Source organism: Synergistaceae bacterium, from assembly GCA_012728235.1.
Taxonomy (GTDB): Bacteria; Synergistota; Synergistia; order Synergistales; family Synergistaceae; genus JAAYFL01.
Window position 1 is genome coordinate 1 of sequence record JAAYFL010000001.1, and the last position, 19,461, is coordinate 19,461.

Below are 19,461 nucleotides of genomic sequence, written 5' to 3' on the forward strand. Positions count from 1 at the left end.
ACTTCCGTCATTTAGATAAGCATTTCCTTGGGCGTCAGCAAAGCCCATGCATGAAACATGCGAAATGTCTTTGGCTCTATTAAGATATTTTATAATCTTGGGAATTTCTAGCTCTTTCTCTTCTTCAAAAACTGTGGCGAAAGATTCCAGGTTTTCTTGTTTCCCGGCAAGAGCAACATTGAGAGCTTCCGCTTGTGTTTTCGCTGTACTTTGTAGATGGGCAGAGACGTGTGCACTCCCCTTTTTTATGGCTTTCTCCTGATAAAAATACATAAGACCAACAGCCACTACGTGGAGTGTGACCAAGACTGCCAACTTTAGAAAAAGTGTTCGCTTGATTGTTTTTACAGCTACACTCCCTTTCGAAAGAGCGAGATGTGAAAACGAAAAGAAAAGGTTTGTTTTAATATCTAAACAATGTTTATATTATAGCTTATTTTACCTTTGTATCAACACTTGAGAAAAGTTTCACGGCGTAAAAACAATCGAACTCTCCTCTTATTTCGAAACTTTTTTATTTTTTATAAATTTTATAAATTGGTTTATTGTATAGAAAAAGCTTTCATGCTCAATCTTTTTTACGTCAAAATGTAAGAAATCAAAGGTCAGCTGTATGATAAAGCTGACGCCAAAAGCTGCAATCACTGTACCTACGCCGATTTTTGCCTTCAATAACCATCCTATTAAAAGAGCACTGCCTTCAACAATGCCTCTGACAACCCCTATAGGAACTTTAGGAAGTGCTTTGCCAAGGGCAATCATTAGTGAGTCCCTAGGACCGCTGCCTAATCCGCTACCGATGTAGTAGTAGCTTCCGAATGCTATAAATATTTGTCCTATAAGTAACATGATTAAGCCCGTTGAAAAACTTGTGGCTTTAGGGATTATCCCCAATGACAGAAATAAATTCACAAAAAAACCAATTAAAAATATGTTTAATAGGGTGCCAATACCTATTTTTTCCTTTAATGAGTTATTAAAAAATAAAATTATAAGGCCTGTTATTTGATGCACTGCTCCATATGTGAGGTTTGTTATATTTGAAATACCGATGCTAAAGGCCTCCCATGGAGCGAGCCCTATGTCGGACTGAATGTTCAGATAGGGCCCCACCGAATAGAGAAGCAGTCCGAAGGTTAATCTAAGTATTCTGCTTTTGTAGCTGGATAAATTGTTCTCTGTCATTCTTTTCATTCCTAAAATTTAATTGTGTTAAACAATATTATAGAGAATAAGAGGCATTTTTGACTTGGTTTTGAAAAAGTTAAGAGAGAATGGCGTACGACGCTCTGATATTCTCTCTTAACTTAATTGCTATTAATTTTTAAAAATCATAAAAATCAACTTACAAGAATGCACGATTTAGGATAAATAGAATTGCCAATACGTACATAATCCATTTAATCTCTTTATATTTCCCTGTAGCGACCTTTATTACAACAAAACTGACTATACCAAATTCAATCCCGGCTGCAATGCTGTATGCAAATGGCATTATAAAGAATGCAATAAGAGCAGGGAAAAATTCTGTCCAGTCAGTAAACGACATATCCTGAAAGCCCATCATCATGTAGCAACCAACCATTATAAGAGCAGGTGCAGTTGCACAAGAAGGAACAATTGAAATAAGGGGGTGGAAAAACATTGCGAGAATAAATAGAAATGCGACTGTGAGCGCGGTAAGTCCTGTACGGCCTCCCTGTTCCACTCCACTTGCACTCTCAATGTATGTTGTAACTGTTGAAGTTCCTAAGACTGCTCCTGCCACTGTACCAATTGCGTCTGCCATAAGAGCTTGTGTCGCTCTTGGCAATTTCCCATCCTTATCCAACATTTTCGCACGGCTTGAAACTCCAACAAGAGTACCGACCGTATCAAAGAAGTCAACGAAGAAAAATGTAAAAACAACTACCCAGAAATTAAGATTCATAATTCCTGAAAAGTCCATTTTCCAGAAAATAGGAGCAACTGATGGAGGCATAGAGAATATCGCGGTCGGCATTTGTGTGATTCCAAGTGGAATAGAAACGATGGTAACTGCCGCTATACCTATAAGGATCCCACCACGAACTTTCTTGACTTCCAGTGCCACCATGAGAATCAAACCGGCAAGGGCAAGAATTGCCGGAAGGTTGGACTTAAAGCTGGCAATAGAAACGAGAACTGCATCATTTTTTACAACTATGCCGGCATTTTGCAAGCCTATAAAAGTAATAAAAAGGCCAATACCAGACGCGATACCTATTTTTAATGCTTTTGGAAGGGAGTTGACTACTTCTTCTCTTATGCTGGTTAAAGTCAAAATGATAAAAAATATTCCTTCGATGAAGACCGCTGTAAGCGCTGTTTGCCACGGGATCCCCATCCCTATAACAACTGAGAAGGTGAAGAATGGAATAAGGCCGACGCCTGAAGCAAGAGCAAATGGATAGTTCGCCAGTATCGCCATTAAAAAAGTTCCTATGGCGGCTCCTAAACATGTAGCAGTTAAAACACTTCCGAATGGCATGCCTGTTTTAGAGAGCATATCTGGGGAGACAAAGACAATATACGCCATTGTCATAAACGTGGTAATCCCAGCAAGAATCTCTGTCTTAACATCTGTGTTATTCTCTTTGAGCTTAAATTGCTTTTCAAACCAAGACAAAAAAATCACTCCTTCATTTTAATGGTGGAACGTTTAATACATTTTACACCGTGTATTATAAAACACCAATATGGGGACAATATCTAAGATTATAAGACTATATTTGATTTTAGAAGAGTGTTACACTAGAATGGCATGTTAACTCTTTGCAGTTACGAAAGAAGTGATTCGGAATGACTCTTTTTGAACTTTTCTTTTTCTTTTTTAGAATAAGCATTATAACCTTCGGCGGCGGGCTGGTAATTCTCAGTATGGTACAAATGGAAGAAGAGAAACGCAAAAACATCAACCCGGAAGAATTTGCCGATATGGTAAGCTTGGCTGCTTTTATGCCAGGCTCCATCACTGCGTCTATATCTTGGCTTATAGGTAAACATTACAGAGGGATTCTTGGTGGATTTGTCTCCGTGCTGGGGGCTATTTTACCTCCTTTCCTTATAGTGTTATTACTCAGCCCTTTCGTGCTTAAATATTCGGAATGTTCTTATGTACAAGGTTTCTTTAGAGGGGTCCTTGCGGGCACAGGAGCTATTATTGTTGTTGTTGTTTTTAATAACGTAAAAAACACACTCTCTTCTCAATGGTGGAATGTAGTGCCGTATCTTTTGACAATCGCGTTGATATGGAAATTCTCTATGCATCCACTATTTGCAATGGCCATTGTCTTATCAGTACAATTCGCCAAAGATAGGATGATATCTAAATGAGAGAACTCTTAGCACTTTTTTCTGCCTTTGCACAGGTTAGCATTGGAACTTTCGGTGGCGGACTCTCCTCTCTTCCGCTTATCGAGTACCAGCTCGTCGCTAAATATGGTTGGCTTTCCACGGATCAGTTTAGTCAACTAATAGCTTTGTCACAAGTAACACCAGGTCCGATATCAATAAATGCGGCAACGTTTGTAGGTTTTATGAAGTGCGGGTTTTTCGGCTCTTTAGTTTCTACTTTTTCAATTATTATCGTTCCTCTTTCTACGCTTTGGATACTTTTATTTTTCCTTAAGAAAATCTCAGCAGAAAGCAGCAACAAATTTAAACTGCTTTTACGACCTATTGTGTCGGGACTTCTATCCCTTTCACTGATAGTTCCTTTAAGTGCCACACTAAAAAATGGAAGTGTTGCAATTATGCTTTTTTGCGCTGCACTCTTATTATTTAATTATTCTAGAATTTTCAAAGAAAACCCACACATTTTACTTTTACTTTGCGGAATAATGGGAATTTTCTTTTTATAAATTTTGAGAAGTTGTGTTTGAAGGCTATATAATGATATTCTTAGCTCTTAATAAAGCTTATTCAAATTGGAGGAATTGTCTTGCTGTCTGAAAAGATGCTTAATCTTGGTAAAAAACGCTCTGTTATAAGAGAGATTTTTGAATATGGGAAAAAAAGAGCCGGAGAAATAGGAGCTGAAAATATTTTTGATTTCAGCATAGGCAATCCAAATGTGCCCGCTCCAGAATATCTAAAAAACGTATTGCTTACCCTGTTAAAAGAGTCTGATCCTACACAGTTGCACAGCTATACCTCCGCGCAGGGAGATCTTGAAGTAAGAAAAAAGATTGCAGATAACATAAATGAAAAATTTAGCACTTCTCTTTCTCCAGAAAACATTTATATGACTTCCGGCGCGGCAGCGGCTTTAACCATATCGATTAAAGCTATGACCCTCCCCGACGATGAATTTATAATTTTTGCACCATATTTTCCTGAATATACGGTCTTTGTGGAAACAGCTGGTGCAAAGGCGGTCATTATTCCACCCGACATAAAAAACTTTCAAATAGATCTGCATAAGTTTGAGGAAGCTATAAATGAGAGAACCAAAGGAATAATTATAAACTCACCGAATAACCCATCTGGCGCCATTTACTCCAAAGAAACAATTCTTTCTCTGTGTGAAATACTATCAAAAAAGGAAAGGGCATATGGACACCCTATTTATATTATTTCTGATGAGCCATACAGAGAGCTTATTTACGATGATATCGAAGTTCCATACATCATAAATCATTATAAAAATAGCATGGTCTCTTACTCTTATAGTAAATCACTTTCAATTCCGGGAGAACGTATCGGCTACATTGCAGTTTCACCTGAAATGGTCAATTCCGAAGATATGTATGCAGCAGTCTGTGGCGCAGGTCGCGCACTAGGTTATGTCTGCGCACCAAGTCTTTTTCAAAAGGCTATTGCTGAGTGCGTAAATAAAACTTCCGATATCTCTGTGTACAAGGAAAACAGAGATATATTATATAAGGAGCTCAGTGAGTTGGGTTATAGCTGCGTAAAACCGGATGGAGCTTTTTATCTGTTTATCAAAGCCTTGGAAGATGATGCAGAAGCATTTTGCATGAGAGCTCGAAAACATGAACTTTTGCTGGTTGCAGGGGATGGTTTTGGTTGTCCCGGTTATGTACGTATTTCCTATTGCGTACGCACTGATCAGATAAAAAAGTCCATTCCCGCATTTGCAAAACTTGCTTTAGAGTACAAAAAATAAGTTCTCTTAAAAACGTGAAGTTGCATAATAAAAAGGGGGGCGTTTAAGACGCTCCCCTTTTATTATGTATAGACTCCCTACAACACGTTATGCAACGGGAATTTTCTCTCGTAATTCTTGTGGCCTTCTGTCTGAAATACATTTAACCGGACATTTGGTCGCGCAAATCCCACAGTTGGTGCATTTATACGGATCTATTACTGCAACCGACTCTACCATCTCTATTGCCTGAACAGGACAAGCTTTCACACAGATAGTACAGCCTATGCAACCGACAGAGCATGATTTTTTGACATCAGGACCTTTGAGCGGAGAGTTGCAATCCACCTGTACCTTAGCACTTTTCGGAATCAGAAGAAGGACTTCTCGTGGACACTGTTCCACACAAATTCCGCATCCTACACACTTCTCAATATCCACTACCGCTAAACCATTTTCAATGTGTATTGCATCAAATGGACAAACTACTTCACATGTGCCGAGCCCAAGGCAACCATAGGAGCAAGAAGAGGGACCATTTCCTGGAATAACCGCTGCCTGGCGGCAATCCATAACCCCTTCATAAGTGCAATTTTGTACGACTTTGTCAGTGGAACCATTGCATTTAAGAAACGCCACTTTGGGTTCTTCAGCATTAGCCGATACTCCCAGAATAGAAGCAATTTCTTCTATAATCGCTGCACTTACCACAGCACATTTAGAAACCTCAGAAACCCCTTCCACGAGCGCTTCAGCAAAACCGTCGCATCCAGGGAAACCACATGCTCCGCAGTTTGCGCCGGGTAGAATCTCTCTAATCTCCGTCTGGCGCTCATCAACTGGAACAAAAAACTTAACTGAAGCAAAGGCAAGTAGAGCTCCAAACACGAGCCCAAGCCCACCCATTATGAATACCGGATAAAAAATTTCGGTCATTTCATCTGCCTCCTACTCTATTATGCCTATGAAACCCATGAATGCTATTGACATGAGTCCAGCTGTAACTAGCGCTATTGGAAGTCCGCGCATACATTTTGGTATATTCTTGTTTGCCTCTATTCGTTCGCGTATACCGGCCATAAGAATGATGGCTAATAAAAAGCCGACGGATGCACCCAATGCATGAACAAGCGACTGGAGCAACGAATACCCCTCATTCATGTTTAAAACTGCGACACCGAGAACCGCACAGTTTGTGGTGATAAGAGGAAGAAAAATACCGAGAGATTTATAAAGTTTCGGTTGTATTTTCTTTAATACGATTTCTACAAATTGAACCAAAGCAGCAATTATCAATATAAATGAAAGTGTGTAAAGATACTCTAGTCCCAAAGGAACCAGGATAAATTCATAAGCTACCCAAGTCATCAGAGATGCCATTACCGTAACAAAAATAACGGCTACCCCCATACCCTTTGCAGTATCAAGCTTTCCTGACACTCCCAAGAAAGGACAACAGCCCAAGAAACGTGACAAAAGAATATTATTAACGAAGATAGCTGATATAAAGAGAGCAAGAAGAGACATCATTATGCGTCAACCTCCTTATTTTCTTCTGTTTCTGCAGCAGAGAGAGCTGCACTGCCACAAACTGCGCTTAATCCACAGCCTTCACAACCACTCAAGGCTTCCCACCCATCATAGGAAGTCTCATCTCCAGTTTTGCACTCTTCTTTTCTGATCTGAATATTTTTAAAAAGTGCAATAAGAATGCCTAGTGTGATAAAACCTCCCGGCGCCAAAATGAAAAGCAAAGCCGGTTGGTAAGCTGACGGCATAATAGGGAGGGAAAATATTGTCCCGTTACCGAGAAGCTCTCTGATGCTGCCTATAAATGTTAAACTTAGGGTAAAACCGAGCCCCATGCCTAACCCGTCAAACAGTGAATCTATTATTCCGTTTTTTGAGGCAAAGGCTTCTGCTCGTGCAAGAATAATGCAGTTTACAACTATCAAAGGTATAAATATTCCCAAAGACCTATCAAGCGTTGGCGCGTATGCAGAGATTAATAGCTGTATAACCGTTACAAAACCTGCAATTACAACAATATAGGCCGGAATGCGAATCTCATCCGGAATTATTTTACGAATAGCCGATATTGCAACATTAGATCCCATTAGGACTGCAGTCGCTGCGATTCCCATGCCAAAACCGTTCGTTGCGCTTGAGGTCGTGGCCAATGTTGGACATATGCCCAGAAGAAATACAAATATAGGGTTTTCTATAAAAATCCCGTTTTTAATTAATTTGAGAGGATTACTCATTACTCTTTACCCTCCTCTTTAAAATGGTTGTTCCAGAAATTAATTGCATCATTAACTCCGACTATAACTGCATCCGATGTTATCGTTGCTCCTGAAATTGCCTGAATATCGGAAACTTCTTCGGAGGGTATCTTTGTAACCTTAAATTTATCTACCGTTTTGCTTTTAAACTGATCCAAAAATTTTGGCTTCGCAGCTTCCGCTCCGAGTCCGGGCGTTTCAGTTTGAGCCAGTATTTTTATTCCTTTAATTTCTCCTTCTTTTCCAATTCCAACTACCATTTCTATGTTTCCCGCATAGCCTTTGGATGAAACGGTGAAGTTATAACCAACAAGTTCATTAGAAGAAGAGCCTACATTAACTTCACTGATAGTTCCCTTTGGATCTGTACCAATTTTTAAGGTTTTAAACTCAGTTGCTCCTGGTAAGGTCATTTCTAAAGCTTCTTGACGCTCGCGTTCTTTTGTAAGACGAATCGGTTCAAGTGTTATCGTGTAAACTACGCCCAAAATAGCACCTGTAACGGCTGTTATAAGCAAAAGAACGAGAGGGAGTCTTAGTGATTTGCCCATTTTATTTAGCCTCCCCAAATATACGAGGTGTAGTAAACTTATCTATCAAAGGGACTGTTACGTTCATAATCAGTATTGCAAAAGAAACTCCCTCCGGATATCCGCCAAAAGTTCTTATGAGAGATGTGAGGAGTCCACAGCCAAAAGCAAATATGATTTGCCCCTTCGTTGTCATCGGAGAAGTTGTATAGTCGGTTGCCATAAAAATGGCTCCAATAAGAAGACCTCCCGCAAACATTTCATAAAATCCGGGTCTACCAAAAAGAGAGGTTAAAATCCCGACTGTTACGATATAAACAACAGGAATTTGCCACTTAATTATTCCCTTATAAAGGAGGATAACAAATCCTATCAATAGAGCCAGTGCGGATGTTTCTCCTAAACAGCCGGCAACATTTCCGATGAAGAGATCATAAAAAGATGGAAGCTCTGCACCTAGCGGCATTCCCATGCTGACTCCGCCAACAGTTTCGCTCCCAAGCTTTATGAGAGCTAGAGGAGTCGCCTTAGAAACTCCATCTATTGTCCATGTTGTCATAGCTACAGGCCAGCTAACCACCATCATGGCACGCCCTGCAAGCGCCGGGTTTACAATATTACACCCAATGCCGCCAAAAAATTGCTTGGCGACAATTATCGCGAAAATGCATCCCAGAATAGCCTTCCAGTATTCCATGGTTGGAGGCAAATTATAAGCGAGCAATAGCCCAGTAACTGCTGCCGAAAAATCATTGACTGATATTTTTTGTTTTGCCAGCTTTTGCCAGACTAATTCAGAAAGATGGCATGCAATCACACAGACTGCCATCAGTGCAAAGGCGCGTAGTCCAAAAAAATAAACCGCTGCTAGACCAGAAGGTACCAATGATGCGAGCACCCAAAGCATTATTTTTTGTGTGTCTTGTCCCGCATGAATATGGGGTGAACTTGATAGTACTAAAAGTTTTTTATCCATTATTTTTGGCCGCCTTTCTCTTCAATGCCATTACGGTTGTCTTTCCGTCTCGGAAGGTTTGAGTTAGGTGTCGGTTGGCAGGACAAATGTATGAACAGGAGCCGCACTCTGTACAGTTAAGACCGCCATTTGCCTCAAATGCTTCGTAATCACGAAGAAGGACTATTCTGTTTAAAGTGTTTGGCAAAAGACCTATCGGACATACGTCTACACAACGACCGCAACGGATGCACTCTGTTTCTTCTCCGATATAGGCCGATTTTTTTGTTAGAGCAAGAATGCCAGATGTGCTTTTCACGACGGGAACGTCGATTGAACGAAGCGTCACCCCCATCATGGGGCCTCCTGAAATTATTTTAGCGGGTTCTTCTTTGAACCCTCCACAAAATTCTATAAGTTCAGATACAGAAGTTCCCAATGGCATAAGTATGTTTTTGGGGGTTTTAATAGCATCTCCTGTAACAGTTACAATACGAGTCGTAGAGGGAGTTCCCTCTGCTATTGCTTCATATATCTGATGAACTGTACGTACGTTTAAGACAATGCATCCAATGTCAGCGGGAAGTGCAGTAACAGGATATTCAAGGCCCGTTATCGCCTCTATTAACATTTTTTCTGATCCTTGAGGGTATTTAACTTTAAGAGGACTTACTGATATTTTGTACCCATTTTGATTTTTTATCTCATTTTCCATAACTTTTATAGCTTCTGGTTTGTTATTTTCTATACCAATGATTCCTTCAGCATTAGGGAAGAGCCTCATTAAAAGCTTAAGCCCTTTGATAATTTTTGTAGGTTCTTCAATCATGAGCCTGTTGTCGCAATTTATAAAGGGCTCACATTCAGCTCCGTTAATTATGAGCCATTTAATTTTTTGGGGGTCGGGCGGAGTTAATTTTACCGCTGTAGGGAAGGTGGCTCCTCCATATCCCACAATTCCAGCCTCTCTTATGCGTGCAATATATTCTTTTGGATCAATGTTTTCATGATTTGTCAGGGGTTTCCAAGAAGCATCTTTTTCATATTTTCCATCATTTTCGATAACTACCGCTATCTCCAACAACCCTGCTGTAGTCATTTTCATTCCGACTTCTTTTACTGTGCCGGAAACGCTTGAAAGAACAGGGGCTGAAACAAAAGCGTCACAATCGCCAAGTTTTTGCCCTACAAGAACAGAGTCTCCTTTTTTTACCAAAGGTTGGGAGATAGCCCCTAGATTTTGTGCCATCGGAAAAATTAAGTCACCCGAAGGCAAATATTTTTCGATTTCTTTGTTCTCCGTTAATTCCTTCTCCTGTGGAGGATGTACTCCTCCCCAGAACGATGAAAGCTTCATGTATTTTTCCTCCTTGAGCTATTTCAAATTTCTTTTAGCTTAACTAATACAGTAATGAAACATTTATCAAGGGTTGAATGATAATTTTGCCCTCAATAACTTTACCAGTTTAACACCTTCTCAAATAAAATAAAATTGTCTTATTGTAAGGAATAATTTTAGAAAAGAACCTTTGCTCTACACACTTCTTATGACATATATCTGCCCCACTTTTGCATGATTATATCTCTTACGTCTCCGTCTCCTAAATGAAGTTTATCTTTTATATTGTAGAACTCATCACATATTAAGTCATCTATTTCTTTTGAATTGAAAGTATATCCCGCTTGTCTTAGGGCAGGAGCTATTTTCTCTTCAGACTGTTCCGCTATTTCTAATAAAAAAGATGGATCCGTTAATAATTCGTTCAAGAATTTCTTTGCACTTGGTGACGACATCTCTATCTTGCCTCTTTCCCCAAATGTATAAGTGGTACAAGTCACAGTATTCTATATGCAGGACATAGACAGAGACCATAAGTCTCCTTTTTAGAAAAGAACTTCTGATAAATAAAGCATAATTCTAACATAACCAAAAGAATTATAAAACTATTTTTCAAATGTTAATTATCAAATTTTTGCGCCACGACAAGGGATATTGACTTTTTACTACAAATGTAATACTTGTTTTTTGAACATTTTAAGTCTGCAACTCTTATTAAATTTTAATTTTTACAGTGTTTTATAAATGTCAACAAGGTTTTAATTCATTGACACAGCGTGTTCCTAATGTTATTTTAACCTAATTAAATAACAGTATGATTGAGAGTGATTTTAATATGTACATATACAAGGAAGCAAAAAAAATTAAAGCAGAAGAGTCTTCCTCCCTAATTTCTACCGTAAACGAAATTATTGAGACGGTGCAAAACAATGGAGACAAAGCTCTCAATGAATATAACGTAAAATTCGGGGGAGCTCATACCAACTCTTTTAGAGTGTCTCCTTCGGATATCGAAAAAGCGTTCAACTCTATTTCCGAAGAATTGCTTGAAACAATAAAAAGAGCTGCAAAAAATATAAAGCGATTTGCGGAACTTCAAGCTAACAGCTTGAACCCCGTCGGGCCTCTCGAGACATCTCCCGGGGTTTTCTTGGGACACAAGGTGATTCCTGTGGACTCTTGTTGTTGTTATGTCCCCGGTGGCAGCCATCCTTTATTCTCCTCGGCGTTAATGTTAGCTATTCCTGCAAAAGTTGCAGGAGTTCCCAGAGTTTGTGCAACTGTTCCTCCTATGCAAGGAAGTTCTCTACCACACCCCACAACAATTGCCGCTCTCAGTATCGCAGGAGTAGATGAGATTTATGCGGTTGGCGGGGCACAGGCGATTGCAGCATTCGCATATGGAACAGAAAGCATCAACCCTGTGACTATGATCGTAGGGCCAGGCAATAAATATGTTACGGAAGCCAAGCGTCAAGTCTATGGAAAAGTAGGAATAGATTTTATAGCAGGACCGAGTGAAGTCCTTATTATTGCTGATGAGAATTCAAGAGCCGACATTATTGCTGCGGATTTATTGGCGCAATCAGAACATGACCTCGACGCAATCGGTATTCTCGTGTCTACTTCTGAAAACCTTGCAAAAAGGGTAGAAGAAGAAATAGCAAAACAACTAAAAGAACTGGACACTGCACCTGTTGCGGCTGTTTCTTGGGAAAACAACGGACAGATAATCATTGCCGATTCTCTGAAAGAAGCGGCGGATATTGCAAACAACTTAGCTCCGGAACATCTAGAAATAAATATTTCAGACCCAGATAGTATAGAGCCACTTTTACGCAACTATGGCTCATTATTTATCGGAGAGGGAGCCGCAGAAGTTTTTGGTGACTATGTCGCAGGAACGAACCACACTCTCCCGACAATGGGAGCCGCACGATATACCGGTGGAGTTTCCGTTTTGACCTTCCTCAAAGTCTGTACATTTCAGAGCATTACCCCAGAAGGCATTTCGAATTTGGCTCCATTAGCCGATTTAATGGCGAAGAATGAGGGGTTGTCAGCTCACGCTAATGCAGCACGATTACGACTAAAAAAATAGAACTTTTAATAAAAATGAGCCTCCTAATTTCAACGTAGGGGCTCATTTTTATTTTTTTTATTAAGATAATCTGGATTTACTATTTTTTACATTGCTCTTTATTTTATCGGAATTCCCTTGCCTCTGAGATATTCTTTAAGTTTTGGAATAGGAATCTCATTAAAATGGAAGAGAGACGCCGCAAGAACTGCATCCGCCTTTCCAACTGTAAGAGCATCGTAAAAGTGTTCGTAATTTCCCGCACCACCTGACGCTATAACAGGAATTTTAATCTTAGAGCTTAAATCTGCGGTCAGAGCTAAATCATATCCCGATTTTGTACCATCTCTATCCATACTTGTAAGTAGGATTTCCCCGGCGCCGCGACGTTCAGCTTCAATTCCCCACTCTATTGCGTTAATTCCGGTTGCCTTTCGTCCTCCCGACGCATAAACTTCCCAGCTGCCGCAGGAGTCATTCTTTGCATCGATAGCGACAATGATGGAATTTTTCCCAAATGCTTTTGCTGCTTCTGTTATTAATTCGGGATTCTCTAACGCAGCAGAACCTATGGAAATTTTGTTGGCTCCAGCATCAAGGATTTTTCTTATGTCATCTAGACTGCGAATTCCACCTCCGACCGAGAATGGCACAGAAAGGTTCGCTGCAACCTTGGCCACAAGAGCTGTTACTGTGTCCCGCCTCTCCTGTGTTGCAGAAATATCAAGAAAGACTATTTCATCTGCACCAGCTTCCTGATACGCTTTAGCACATTCAACCGGATCGCCTGCATCACGAAAGTTGACAAAGTTTACTCCCTTGACGACGCGCCCGTTCTTTATGTCTAAACAGGGAATAATTCTCTTTATTTTTACCATTTTGCCTCCTCGATATTTAAAAAACACAAACCAATTTACCTTTATGCTTTTACAGAATTAAGTGTTTAATAACTAAAAAGTAATTATACTTTATTCTTCTTTATGGCGAGATGATAGCTCCCTTAAAATTGAGTCAAGGGGAACTCCCGTTGCAATGCAGCCAACAAGAAGATGGTAGAGTAAATCAGCAGCTTCATAACAAAATCCGTCATCATCTCCGGTGGCAATGGCAAGAGCTGTCTCAACACCTTCTTCTCCAACTTTTTGAGCTACTCGTGATTTGCCTCTTGCCAACAACTTAGCAGTATAGCTTTCTTCTATTGAATCATTTTTACGCTTATTTAAGTAGTACCAAAGACGACCTAAGAAAGTGCCCTCCGTGGAATTCTTTTTACCAAAAAGTGTTTTAAAAAAGCAGCTGCGGGCTCCGGTATGACATGCCGGTCCTGCTGGAGTTACAACAGCCAAAAGCGTATCTCCGTCACAGTCAATACGCATTTCAATCAAGCTCATAGTGTTTCCGCTAGTTTCTCCCTTGTGCCATAACTCTTGACGAGAACGACTCCATAGTACTAACTCTCCTGATTCCGCAGTCAATTGCAGAGAATCGGCGTTTGCCCATGCAACCATCAAAATCTCTGCACTTATTGCATCCTGTACGACGACCGGTACCAGTCCTTTTTCATCAAATTTTATTTGGTTTAGGTCAATTTTCATATCCTATTCTCCTTTAAGCTTCGCGGCAGCGAGAGCATCCTCTAAGGTCATTCCACCCTCATAAAGGCTTTTCCCAACTACAGCGGCACTTACTCCAATTTCAGCAAGAGTATTAATATCTTTCGTAGTTGTAATCCCACCTGCGGCGACTATTTCATACCCCTCTCCAACAAGGGGTGTATAAAGATCTGATCTAATTCCACTCATCATGCCATCACGCTCAGTGTCCGTCACTAAAAAGACGGTAAATCCGACTTTTTTTAGGGTGCTTATTGCCTCTTCAGGTGTATGCTCAGTATTTTCCAGCCAACCGGAATGGACAACTTTCCCCTTCTTTATATCAATAGCTGGCATAGCCACAGAGCCAAATTCAGCGAAAATAGTGGTTGGCATATCAGAGTTTTTAAAAAGAAGGCTCCCTATCATTACTCTGTTCGCCCCTGAATCAATGGCAGATTTTATGGAGTTCTGAGAACGAAGACCTCCTCCGTATTGCGTGAACATTCCAAGGGACGCTATTTCTTCTAAGACTTTTAAATGGCACGGTTCTCCTAATTTTGCACCCTCTAAATCAACTATGTGTATATAATCACACCCAGAAGCCTGTATTTTTTTAGCAGAATCAAGAGGAGATAGCTCATAATATGATTTGCGAGAGAAATCTCCTTCAGAGAGTCGAATAACCTTCCCCTCATAAAGGTCTATCGCAGGGAATAAGATCAAAGCCAAAGTCCCTTTGTGCTTGGATCAATTGCGGTGGTGAGCAAAGCTTGTCTAAGCGAAACACCAACGGCCTTAAATATAGCTTCTGCAGCATGGTGAGAATTGTCTGCTTCCAATATTCCTATGTGTAAAGTGATGGCTCCCTCTCGCGCCAATGCCTGAAAAAATTCAAAAACCAGCTCTAAATCAAAATCAGCACATCTTTCTGTAGGGAAGGAACCTTTAAAGAAGGCTCCACCACGACCACTAAAATCAAGAGCCACGCGTGCCAAAGAGCCATCCATAGGCAGCATGCACCATGCATATCTATTTATTGGAGCACTCTCTTTTGCAATAACGCGAAGTGCTTGCCCTAATGCAATGCCGATATCTTCTGTAAGGTGGTGAAAGTCTATTTCTACATCGCCTTTAGCCTTTAATACTATTCCAAATCCAGCTCTGTGACACATTAAATTAAGCATATGATCTAAAAAACCACAGCCTGTTTCTATCTCTCTTTCCGTTCCCGGATATTCAAGAGTAAGTGATATCTGTGTCTCTGAAGTATTACGTATAATCTCCGTTTTCATTTATGCCATCTCCTCTGAGCGAATTTGTGATTTATTTTGTAAATTGTACTTCTAATCGTTTGTCATCTTCGTGGATTAATAAAATAACAACAATTATTCTAACGTCTTTTTGCTATCTTTTACATATCTATCGATAGATTCTACGATTTCTGACATAGAATTCCAGTTCATCTGCACCGCTCCCCGACTTGCTATGAGACGCAGAGAAACGGAAGCTGTTTCTTTGATTACAGTAAGACCATTTGCTCTCAAAGTTGCTCCTGTCTCTACAATATCGAATATACAGTCGCTAAGACCAAGTGCCGGAGCAAGTTCAACAGAACCATTTAACTTTAGTATCTTTATCTGGACTCCCCACGATGCAAAAGTCCTTTCGGCGATACCAGTATATTTTGTTGCAACTTTAAGCCCCATAAGCTCGCTGATATCTCCTTGAAACTTATCTGCGATAGAAGCAGGTCCAGCTATAGCCATTACACATTTACCACGACCGGTATCAAGCAGTTCAGTTAGTGCAATTTCTGTCTCTTCTATTACATCGCTGCCTGCAAGTGCAAGATCTGCTACTCCATAGTAAATCATTGCCGGAACGTCCGCAGGTTTTGAAAGAAGATATCGAAAATTATCCTCCTCTATGACAAGATTACGACCAGCATTCTTCAACTTCTCAACAGGAAGCCCGGAACCTTCAAAAAGTTCTATCGCATGAGCGAGAGAGCGCCCTGTGGGAACGGCAAATGTTAACATGTAAACACCTGCCCTTCAAATTCTGTTAACTTCATCTTTTCTTCCTTTTTTAAAAAGATTGCTTCTTTACTTTGACAATCTATCCACCAGTCATATCCTCTGGTTTTTGCTATTCTAATAGACTCGGTTTTATCCTCATTCCAACTTAGTTCAAATGAAATCCCTTTTTTGTGGAGGCTGTCAGCATAATTCATACTTTCTGTTACGTTCTGGGCGCTTCCACACCAAAGCATTATCGTGGGAGAGGGAGAACCGTCGACACAAACAGCTGCAAGATCCTTGAGGTTGAGTGCAAAACCTGCTGCTTGTCCTTCTATTCCAAGCTTTGTCAAAAGTCCATCATAACGCCCGCCTCCTCCCAACAAACTTCCCTTTGTTGAAGAGTAAGCATTAAAAATTGGGCCGCTGTAATATCCGAGATCCCTGACAAAAGAAAGATCCACTCTAATTCTATCTCCATAACCCAGCTCCGAAAGAGTTAAACAAATGCGTTTTAAAGGAAGCAATACCGAAGGCTCATCTAACAGTTTCATGGCTTCGTCAATTACTGATATGTTTCCTTTTAATGATGGCAATGCTGTAAGGAGCCTCTCCTTATTTCCCGAAACATTAAGCCCATTTAAAATTTTTATATATGACGTATATGAACCCTCTTGTAGTGCTTCTACTAGTTTTTTACCAGCATCTTCGGGCAGATTATTAAATATATGAGAGACAACTGATGCGTCTCCAAATACAACAACAGAATCCTCTATGGAAAGTTTATCCAATAGTTTGAATAAAAGAACGCATATCTCAACATCGGCTCCGGAGCTTTCCCAACCAATGAGCTCTATACCAACTTGATTTTCTTCAAGATTTGTTTTAGGAGGTTCAGGAACAGAGAAAACCCGATCGGCATAGGAGAGACGCAGAGGACGTTCATTGCTATTAAAGTGTGTTGAAAGGAAAGCAACAGCAGAAAGCGTCAAGTCTCCACGTAGAAAACAGGGCTCTCCAAAGGGAGACATCACTGGTATCAAACGTCTTGCTCTTGGCAGAGAAACATTGTCCCAAACACTCTCTACAAGCTGTAATTCTGCTGGACTAAAGGGCTTGTATCCATAAAAAGCAAATAATTCCATAGCGCTGTTTCTACAAAACTCCAACTTCGCCGCGGTAGCCCCTCCAATATTACTGCACCCCTTGGGTGTTCTATTCATTATTTAACAACTCCTCGCACTATATCACTTTACTTAGTTAAAATAGTAGCTTGATAGTTTTTTGCATGGGATATATAATAGCACCTGTTTACTCGTTTTGCAAATAGGAGATGATTCGATGAATAAAGAGCAGGATACTTTTTTAAATATAGCACGTCCTGAAATCAGAGAGTTTAAAGAGTACAATCCCGGAGTGATTCCGGAAGATTGCTTAAAAATGCATGCAAATGAAAATAATTCAGGTGTATCACCAAAGGCTCTTAGCGCAATGTGCGATGAGCTTAAGCGAGGGAACCGATATCCCGAGAGCAGAAACAGCTCTCTTAGAAAGAAAATTGCTTCTATATATAATCTTAATCAAAATCAAATTCTCACAGGGAATGGGCTTGATTCTATTTTTACAATGCTGGGCAGAGCTTTTCTAAACAAGGGAGATGAAGTTGTCTGCGGAGAATTTACTTTCTCTGTTTATGCCGATACCGCCAGGATCATGGGAGCAACTCCTGTTCTTGTTCCAATGACAGATAAATTCGAACTTGATGTTGATGCTCATATAGATGCAATAAATGAGAATACAAAGATGGTTTTTTTCTGCAATCCAAATAATCCCACAGGCACAGCTGCATCACCTTATGATATAGAAAGATTAATAAACGCTTCCCCAAAAACAGCTTTATTTATACTTGATGAGGCATATATAGATTTTTCGGGTGGAAAGGTCAGTACAGCTCTTTCTCTTCTCAATAAGTATCCAAATCTTGTAGTTTGTAGAACTTTTTCCAAAATATACGGTCTTGCCGGACTGCGAATAGGGTGGATTGCTGCAGATCCTGAGCTTCTTAAATACATTTATAGAGTAAGAGAACCTTACTGTGTAACAGAAATAGCCGCTGCGGGAGCGGAAGCCGCTCTAGAGGACAGAGCTTTTATTAGCGAAAGTTTAGAAACAGAGCTAAAAGAAAAAGAAAGATTATGTGAGTTTCTTGATTCTAGAAAGATCAAGTACATCCCATCTTTCGCAAACTTTCTGCTTCTACTCGTTGGAAATGCTGAAGATATATACAGTTTTCTTATAAAAAGGGGAATCTTGGTTCGCTTACTCACATATCAAGGCAGAAAAATGCTTCGCATATCTATAGGACTGCCAGAAGAAAATAGACTGCTTGAAAAGTCCTTATCGGAAGCTATCCCCCTGTAAGTCTATAACATTAGATACAGTAAAGCCGCTTCTGTTTGAAGCGGCTTTACTGTATCGTATTTAGTTATTATGAAAGGTTAATCTTCGATAAGATAATTAGTTGCTTACTGTATCTGTATGTCTTTTGAGCATAGCAATGTTTCTATTTACCTTATTTGAATAGACGCTTGAAGACTTACCATAATAACGGGTTAACGCTTTCTGAACTGTTCCATATGCTCCTATATAGCGCGATAAAATAAGTATGCCTGCTTCTACTCCTCTTTCAGGATCAAGCATGTGCTCTTTGGTTGTAGCAATTCCTCTTGCGCTAAGCATTCCATGATGTACTTTCCACATTACCTGCATAGGGCCCATAGCACCCTTCTTGCTTACAGAACCTGGGTTGAAATGGCTTTCCGTTTTTGCAATTCCAACTGAAAGTTCTGAGGGAACCTTATACTTATCACTATAGTAAACAAGCGCACTTGCTTCTCTCCACGCTTCTCTTCTTGAAATTCGGCCGTTTACCTTACGAATGAAGAGAGCTACATTTGCTACTTCACTCTGTTTTTCTTCAGACAAACTATTTAAATAAACCAGTGTTGTCTTAGGGTGCTGTTTTATCCATAATTCAATATGTTCAGGATTTAGCCCCATTTTCGCTAAAGCATTTCTTACCGCTGGGGCAAGATCGGCAACTCTAACTTCAATATCCTCTTGTGGCGGATTAGTTGCCTGAGTTTCTAATTCTTCTTCTGCCTCAAGTTCCACTTCTGCCGTTTCTGTCATTTTTGAAATCTCTGCAAATTCTGTGGCACCTGTATTTTCTAATTTAGACGAGAGCGTATTGCCAAACCCGACTGTGGGTGAGCAAAGTACCGATATCAAAAGTATCAGTAAAACAGTCACCTGCGGAATAAAAATTCTCCGCAACTTCCATATTTTTCGCATTTTTTCCTCCTTGCGATATGGGAACAGTTTAAGGCCCAAAGATGGATGTTAATGATAGACATTTCCACATTCAGGTTTTTCCTTTACTTATTCTCTTAACGCTGAAGATATAATAACTATGAGTTTTTATTCGTCAAGGTTTTTTGTAAAAGAACAGGTGTTTTTAAGGTATTATAC

General features: G+C 40.0%; 22 protein-coding genes. 5 read left to right on the forward strand and 17 right to left on the reverse strand.

The window, feature by feature from the left end:
• From GXZ13_00005 to GXZ13_00015, 3 genes are all read right to left on the reverse strand, one after another.
• A partial coding sequence (locus tag GXZ13_00005) for a hypothetical protein (GenBank protein ID NLX74230.1) occupies positions 1-315 on the reverse strand: 315 nt, incomplete at its 3' end.
• A 183-nt stretch (positions 316-498) separates the two neighbouring features.
• Positions 499-1,185: a hypothetical protein gene (locus tag GXZ13_00010; protein ID NLX74231.1), complete on the reverse strand. Its 687-nt coding sequence runs from the start codon at positions 1,183-1,185 to the stop codon at positions 499-501.
• 160 nt (positions 1,186-1,345) lie between these two features.
• Positions 1,346-2,647: an NCS2 family permease gene (locus GXZ13_00015; GenBank protein ID NLX74232.1), complete on the reverse strand. Its 1,302-nt coding sequence runs from the start codon at positions 2,645-2,647 to the stop codon at positions 1,346-1,348.
• A 173-nt stretch (positions 2,648-2,820) separates the two neighbouring features.
• On the opposite strand from GXZ13_00015, the gene GXZ13_00020 reads away from it, so the two are divergent.
• The 3 genes from GXZ13_00020 to GXZ13_00030 all read left to right on the forward strand — a co-directional run bounded on the left by GXZ13_00020 (position 2,821) and on the right by GXZ13_00030 (position 5,149).
• The gene (locus GXZ13_00020) at positions 2,821-3,354 is read left to right on the forward strand and encodes a chromate transporter (protein ID NLX74233.1); all 534 of its coding nucleotides are present in this window, start codon (positions 2,821-2,823) and stop codon (positions 3,352-3,354) included.
• A complete protein-coding gene (locus GXZ13_00025) occupies positions 3,351-3,881 on the forward strand; it encodes a chromate transporter (protein NLX74234.1) in 531 nt (176 codons plus the stop codon). The genes GXZ13_00020 and GXZ13_00025 overlap by 4 nt, the downstream gene beginning before the upstream one ends.
• Positions 3,882-3,961: 80 nt before the next feature.
• A complete protein-coding gene (locus GXZ13_00030) occupies positions 3,962-5,149 on the forward strand; it encodes a pyridoxal phosphate-dependent aminotransferase (GenBank protein NLX74235.1) in 1,188 nt (395 codons plus the stop codon).
• A gap of 87 nt (positions 5,150-5,236) precedes the next feature.
• On the opposite strand, the gene GXZ13_00035 is transcribed toward GXZ13_00030, so the two are convergent.
• The 7 genes from GXZ13_00035 to GXZ13_00065 form a co-directional block, all read right to left on the reverse strand.
• Complete coding sequence (locus tag GXZ13_00035; protein ID NLX74236.1) at positions 5,237-6,064, reverse strand: RnfABCDGE type electron transport complex subunit B; 828 nt, start codon at positions 6,062-6,064, stop codon at positions 5,237-5,239.
• Between the two features lie 12 nt (positions 6,065-6,076).
• Complete coding sequence (gene rsxA / locus GXZ13_00040) at positions 6,077-6,655, reverse strand: electron transport complex subunit RsxA (protein NLX74237.1); 579 nt, start codon at positions 6,653-6,655, stop codon at positions 6,077-6,079.
• A 2-nt stretch (positions 6,656-6,657) separates the two neighbouring features.
• The gene (locus GXZ13_00045) at positions 6,658-7,392 is read right to left on the reverse strand and encodes an electron transport complex subunit E (GenBank protein NLX74238.1); all 735 of its coding nucleotides are present in this window, start codon (positions 7,390-7,392) and stop codon (positions 6,658-6,660) included.
• A complete protein-coding gene (locus tag GXZ13_00050) occupies positions 7,392-7,964 on the reverse strand; it encodes an RnfABCDGE type electron transport complex subunit G (GenBank protein ID NLX74239.1) in 573 nt (190 codons plus the stop codon). The genes GXZ13_00045 and GXZ13_00050 overlap by 1 nt, the downstream gene beginning before the upstream one ends.
• Before the next feature lies 1 nt (position 7,965).
• Positions 7,966-8,919, reverse strand: a complete 954-nt coding sequence (locus GXZ13_00055; GenBank protein ID NLX74240.1) for an RnfABCDGE type electron transport complex subunit D — start codon at positions 8,917-8,919, stop codon at positions 7,966-7,968.
• Entirely contained in the window at positions 8,912-10,255 is a 1,344-nt protein-coding gene (gene rsxC / locus GXZ13_00060) for an electron transport complex subunit RsxC (GenBank protein NLX74241.1), read from the reverse strand. The genes GXZ13_00055 and rsxC overlap by 8 nt, the downstream gene beginning before the upstream one ends.
• Positions 10,256-10,443: 188 nt before the next feature.
• On the reverse strand, positions 10,444-10,692 hold the full coding sequence (locus GXZ13_00065; protein NLX74242.1) for a Nif11 family protein: 249 nt from the start codon (positions 10,690-10,692) through the stop codon (positions 10,444-10,446).
• A gap of 380 nt (positions 10,693-11,072) precedes the next feature.
• Here GXZ13_00065 and hisD point away from each other — a divergent pair, with 380 nt between their 5' ends.
• Entirely contained in the window at positions 11,073-12,338 is a 1,266-nt protein-coding gene (gene hisD, locus GXZ13_00070) for a histidinol dehydrogenase (GenBank protein ID NLX74243.1), read from the forward strand.
• Between the two features lie 98 nt (positions 12,339-12,436).
• Here hisD and hisF read toward each other — a convergent pair whose 3' ends face one another.
• The 6 genes from hisF to GXZ13_00100 all read right to left on the reverse strand — a co-directional run bounded on the left by hisF (position 12,437) and on the right by GXZ13_00100 (position 17,153).
• On the reverse strand, positions 12,437-13,195 hold the full coding sequence (gene hisF, locus GXZ13_00075; GenBank protein ID NLX74244.1) for an imidazole glycerol phosphate synthase subunit HisF: 759 nt from the start codon (positions 13,193-13,195) through the stop codon (positions 12,437-12,439).
• Positions 13,196-13,285: 90 nt separating this feature from the next.
• The gene (locus GXZ13_00080) at positions 13,286-13,912 is read right to left on the reverse strand and encodes a bifunctional phosphoribosyl-AMP cyclohydrolase/phosphoribosyl-ATP diphosphatase HisIE (protein ID NLX74245.1); all 627 of its coding nucleotides are present in this window, start codon (positions 13,910-13,912) and stop codon (positions 13,286-13,288) included.
• 3 nt (positions 13,913-13,915) lie between these two features.
• Positions 13,916-14,641 carry a 1-(5-phosphoribosyl)-5-[(5-phosphoribosylamino)methylideneamino] imidazole-4-carboxamide isomerase gene (locus tag GXZ13_00085; protein NLX74246.1) on the reverse strand — a complete coding sequence of 242 codons (726 nt, stop codon included), beginning with the start codon at positions 14,639-14,641 and terminating at the stop codon, positions 13,916-13,918.
• Positions 14,632-15,204: an imidazoleglycerol-phosphate dehydratase gene (locus GXZ13_00090; GenBank protein ID NLX74247.1), complete on the reverse strand. Its 573-nt coding sequence runs from the start codon at positions 15,202-15,204 to the stop codon at positions 14,632-14,634. The genes GXZ13_00085 and GXZ13_00090 overlap by 10 nt, the downstream gene beginning before the upstream one ends.
• A gap of 93 nt (positions 15,205-15,297) precedes the next feature.
• Positions 15,298-15,951, reverse strand: a complete 654-nt coding sequence (locus GXZ13_00095) for an ATP phosphoribosyltransferase (protein ID NLX74248.1) — start codon at positions 15,949-15,951, stop codon at positions 15,298-15,300.
• Complete coding sequence (locus GXZ13_00100; GenBank protein ID NLX74249.1) at positions 15,945-17,153, reverse strand: ATP phosphoribosyltransferase regulatory subunit; 1,209 nt, start codon at positions 17,151-17,153, stop codon at positions 15,945-15,947. The genes GXZ13_00095 and GXZ13_00100 overlap by 7 nt, the downstream gene beginning before the upstream one ends.
• A 118-nt stretch (positions 17,154-17,271) precedes the next feature.
• On the opposite strand from GXZ13_00100, the gene hisC reads away from it, so the two are divergent.
• Positions 17,272-18,351: a histidinol-phosphate transaminase gene (hisC, locus tag GXZ13_00105; GenBank protein NLX74250.1), complete on the forward strand. Its 1,080-nt coding sequence runs from the start codon at positions 17,272-17,274 to the stop codon at positions 18,349-18,351.
• Positions 18,352-18,447: 96 nt separating this feature from the next.
• On the opposite strand, the gene GXZ13_00110 is transcribed toward hisC, so the two are convergent.
• Positions 18,448-19,284, reverse strand: coding sequence for a transglycosylase SLT domain-containing protein (locus GXZ13_00110; protein ID NLX74251.1), 837 nt, complete (start codon positions 19,282-19,284; stop codon positions 18,448-18,450).
• Positions 19,285-19,461: the final 177 nt, after the last annotated feature.

Bases quoted from the DNA above. Each gene is read 5' to 3' on its own strand.
- GXZ13_00025 (NLX74234.1), top strand. From the start codon at position 3,351: ATGAGAGAACTCTTAGCACTTTTTTCTGCCTTTGCACAGGTTAGCATT.
- rsxA (NLX74237.1), bottom strand. From the start codon at position 6,655: ATGTCTCTTCTTGCTCTCTTTATATCAGCTATCTTCGTTAATAATATT.
- GXZ13_00090 (NLX74247.1), bottom strand. From the start codon at position 15,204: ATGAAAACGGAGATTATACGTAATACTTCAGAGACACAGATATCACTT.
- GXZ13_00095 (NLX74248.1), bottom strand. From the start codon at position 15,951: ATGTTAACATTTGCCGTTCCCACAGGGCGCTCTCTCGCTCATGCGATA.
- GXZ13_00065 (NLX74242.1), bottom strand. From the start codon at position 10,692: ATGTCGTCACCAAGTGCAAAGAAATTCTTGAACGAATTATTAACGGAT.
- GXZ13_00055 (NLX74240.1), bottom strand. From the start codon at position 8,919: ATGGATAAAAAACTTTTAGTACTATCAAGTTCACCCCATATTCATGCG.
- GXZ13_00100 (NLX74249.1), bottom strand. From the start codon at position 17,153: ATGAATAGAACACCCAAGGGGTGCAGTAATATTGGAGGGGCTACCGCG.
- hisC (NLX74250.1), top strand. From the start codon at position 17,272: ATGAATAAAGAGCAGGATACTTTTTTAAATATAGCACGTCCTGAAATC.
- GXZ13_00035 (NLX74236.1), bottom strand. From the start codon at position 6,064: ATGACCGAAATTTTTTATCCGGTATTCATAATGGGTGGGCTTGGGCTC.
- GXZ13_00080 (NLX74245.1), bottom strand. From the start codon at position 13,912: ATGAAAATTGACCTAAACCAAATAAAATTTGATGAAAAAGGACTGGTA.
- hisD (NLX74243.1), top strand. From the start codon at position 11,073: ATGTACATATACAAGGAAGCAAAAAAAATTAAAGCAGAAGAGTCTTCC.
- GXZ13_00110 (NLX74251.1), bottom strand. From the start codon at position 19,284: ATGCGAAAAATATGGAAGTTGCGGAGAATTTTTATTCCGCAGGTGACT.
- GXZ13_00020 (NLX74233.1), top strand. From the start codon at position 2,821: ATGACTCTTTTTGAACTTTTCTTTTTCTTTTTTAGAATAAGCATTATA.
- rsxC (NLX74241.1), bottom strand. From the start codon at position 10,255: ATGAAGCTTTCATCGTTCTGGGGAGGAGTACATCCTCCACAGGAGAAG.
- GXZ13_00045 (NLX74238.1), bottom strand. From the start codon at position 7,392: ATGAGTAATCCTCTCAAATTAATTAAAAACGGGATTTTTATAGAAAAC.
- hisF (NLX74244.1), bottom strand. From the start codon at position 13,195: ATGGTAAAAATAAAGAGAATTATTCCCTGTTTAGACATAAAGAACGGG.
- GXZ13_00050 (NLX74239.1), bottom strand. From the start codon at position 7,964: ATGGGCAAATCACTAAGACTCCCTCTCGTTCTTTTGCTTATAACAGCC.
- GXZ13_00010 (NLX74231.1), bottom strand. From the start codon at position 1,185: ATGACAGAGAACAATTTATCCAGCTACAAAAGCAGAATACTTAGATTA.